Below are 2,808 nucleotides of genomic sequence, written 5' to 3' on the forward strand. Positions count from 1 at the left end.
CAGGGAGGAGCCGCCGAACCGGGACTTCCACTCGGGGCGCATCGCCAGGAGGCGGCCCATGCCGTGGTCGCGGCCCACCGCCACCGCCGTCAGCCCCGCCCGGGTGATCTCCGGGGCCAGCTCCGGCTGGGACGCCACCCGCACCTCATGACCGGCCGCCTCCAGGGCCCGTGCCAGAGGCACTTGGATGTACAGATGGGTCTTCTCCGCGTAGAGGGCGAACAGCACGCGCATGGCCGGGGACCTCCGACGACGAGGGAACGGGGACGCTGTCCCGCCGGCGGGACAGGGGGGGCGGCGACAGGACGCCGGGCCCGGGGGTCAGGGGGTGTGGACCGGCTTGCGGGTGCCCATCTGGACGACGAACGCGGAGAACTCGTCGAAGCCGCCGCCGCGGAAGTTGTGCAGCTCCTCCAGCACGACGATGTCGAAGACGTCCTCGATGTGCAGCAGCAGCTGTATGAGGGTGAAGGAGTCGAGGTCGCCCAGCTTCACCGAATCGGGGTCCTTCTCCTGGGCGTAATAGCGCTCCAGGAAGACGCGGATCTGCGCCTTGACCGATGCCTCGTCCAGTACGACGTCCATGGTGATGCTCCCTTTTCTCCTGCGTTTCGCTTGCGTCAGTCCCGCACCAGCGGTTCCCACCAGTGCCTGTTCTCGGCATACCAGCGCACCGTGTCGGCCATGCCCGTGGCGATGTCGACGGAGGGAGTGAAGCCGAGTTCACCGAATATCTTCCCGGGGTCGACCGAATAACGGAAGTCGTGACCCTTTCGGTCGGCGACGTGGAGCACGCTGGACCAGTCCGCCGAGGACAGCTCCAGCAGCATTTCCGTGAGTTCCCGGTTCGATATCTCCTTGCCACCGCCGATGTTGTAGGCCTCGCCCGGCCTGCCGTTGACGGCGATGAGCGCGAGGGCCCGGCAGTGGTCGTCCACGTGAATCCATTCCCGCACGTGGGAGCCGTCACCGTACAGAGGGATTTTCCGGCCGTCCAGCAGCCTGGTGACGAACAGCGGGATGACCTTTTCGGGGAACTGGTGGGGGCCGTAGGTGTTGGACGGCCGGGCGATACGGACGGGCAGCCCGTGGGTGCGGTGGAAGGACCGGGCGAGCAGTTCGGCGGACGCCTTGGACGCCGAGTAGGGCGAGTTGGGGCGCAGCGGGAAGTCCTCGTCCCAGGAGCCCGACGCGACGGAGCCGTACACCTCGTCCGTGGAGACCATGACGAAGCTGTCCACCTCCGCTGCCAGCGCCTCCTGGAGGAGCACCCCGGTGCCCAGCACGTTCGTCCGCACGAAGGCCGCGGCGTCCGCGACGGAGCGGTCCACGTGCGACTCGGCGGCGAAGTGCACCACGACGGAGCACTCCCGCAGGGCCTCGCGCACGGCCGCCGCATCGCACACGTCGCCACGCAGGAAGCGCAGCCGCGGATCGTCCAGCAGGGGGCCGAGGTTGCGGGGGTCGCCCGCGTAGGTGATCTTGTCCAGTACGGTGACCCGGGCGTCCTCCAGCCCCGGGTACCCGCTGCCCAGCAGGCATCGGACGAAGTGCGAGCCGATGAAGCCGGCGCCGCCTGTGACCAGGACTCTCACGGTGTCACCCTTTCCGGCGCGTCACGCGAGCGCCTTCGCTGTCTCCATCACGTAGCGCCCGTAACCGGCCTGGGGCATCGCGGCGCCGAGCGCGTGGCACTCGTCGGCGGTGATGTATCCCATCCGCAGGGCGATCTCCTCCAGGCAGGCGACGCGCACTCCCTGACGGTCCATCAGCACCTGGACGTACTGGCCGGCGTCGAGCAGCGACCGGTAGGTCCCGGTGTCGAGCCAGGTGAAGCCGCGCCCCAGCTCGACCAGCCGCACCGTCCCCGCCTCCAGGTAGGCGCGGTTCACATCGGTGATCTCCAGCTCGCCGCGGGCGGAGGGGCGCAGCCCGCGGGCCACCTCCACCACGTCGCTGTCGTAGAAGTACAGCCCCGTGATGGCGTTGCGCGAACGCGGGTGCGCCGGTTTCTCCTCGATGCCGACCAGCCTGCCCTCGCTGTCGACGTCGCCGACGGCGTAGCGCTCCGGGTCGGCGACGGGATAGCCGAAGAGCGTGCAGCCCCGCGACATCGTCCGGCATTCACGCAGCAGTTCCTGGAACCCGGCGCCGTGGAAGAGATTGTCGCCGAGGATCAGGGCGGAGGGTTCACCCCCGACGAAGTCTGCGCCGACAATATAGGCGTCCGCTATTCCCCGGGGTTCCGGCTGCTCGGCATAGCTGATGTCGACCCCCCAGCGGTTTCCGTCGCCGAGCAGCCGGGAGATCGGCTCCATGGATTCCGGGGCCGTGATGATCAGAATGTCCTTGATCCCCGCGAGCATCAGCACCGAGAGCGGGTAGTAGATCATGGGTTTGTCGTAGATCGGAAGCAGTTGCTTCGAAACTCCGGAAGTAATGGGCATCAGGCGGCTGCCGGTGCCCCCGGCAAGGATTATCCCCTTCACGGCCCTCCCCTTCGCACCTAATATACGTCCCCCATAGGTTGACCCCATTGACGGCCCAGGAGTCAACACAGGAGCACGAATTCAAGGAGTCGGCATGCGCATACTTTTCACCGCTTATGCGGTGCGCACGCATTTCTACAGCATGGTGCCTCTGGCGCGGGCCCTGGAGGCGGCCGGTCATGAGGTGCGGGTGGCGTCCCAGCCCGAGCTGGTCCCCGACATCACGGGGGCGGGGCTGACGGCGGTGGCGGTCGGCCGCGACCACGGCATGTGGCGGGTGCTGAAGCTGCGCCACGGTGCCGAACGCTGGTCGTCCCTA

Annotated in this window: 4 protein-coding genes and 1 pseudogene; 1 reads left to right on the top strand and 4 read right to left on the bottom strand. The window is 68.0% G+C overall.

Going from position 1 to position 2,808, the window contains the following annotated elements:
* The 4 genes and pseudogenes from ACIRRU_RS30365 to rfbA all read right to left on the bottom strand — a co-directional run.
* Positions 1-234 (bottom strand): annotated as a pseudogene (locus tag ACIRRU_RS30365) (hypothetical protein); the annotation flags it as partial.
* A gap of 87 nt (positions 235-321) precedes the next feature.
* Positions 322-585 (bottom strand): hypothetical protein, encoded by a 264-nt coding sequence (locus tag ACIRRU_RS30370; RefSeq protein ID WP_363205351.1) that lies wholly within the window; start codon positions 583-585, stop codon positions 322-324.
* Between the two features lie 35 nt (positions 586-620).
* Positions 621-1,595, bottom strand: coding sequence for a dTDP-glucose 4,6-dehydratase (gene rfbB / locus ACIRRU_RS30375; protein WP_403685668.1), 975 nt, complete (start codon positions 1,593-1,595; stop codon positions 621-623).
* 21 nt (positions 1,596-1,616) lie between these two features.
* Positions 1,617-2,489: a glucose-1-phosphate thymidylyltransferase RfbA gene (gene rfbA, locus ACIRRU_RS30380; protein WP_403685670.1), complete on the bottom strand. Its 873-nt coding sequence runs from the start codon at positions 2,487-2,489 to the stop codon at positions 1,617-1,619.
* Positions 2,490-2,583: 94 nt separating this feature from the next.
* Here rfbA and ACIRRU_RS30385 point away from each other — a divergent pair.
* Positions 2,584-2,808 (top strand): glycosyltransferase (locus tag ACIRRU_RS30385; protein ID WP_403685671.1); only part of this gene is annotated, 225 nt, incomplete at its 3' end.

This window comes from Streptomyces sp. NPDC101181 (genome assembly GCF_044767975.1).
In the GTDB taxonomy this organism is placed as follows: domain Bacteria; phylum Actinomycetota; class Actinomycetes; order Streptomycetales; family Streptomycetaceae; genus Streptomyces.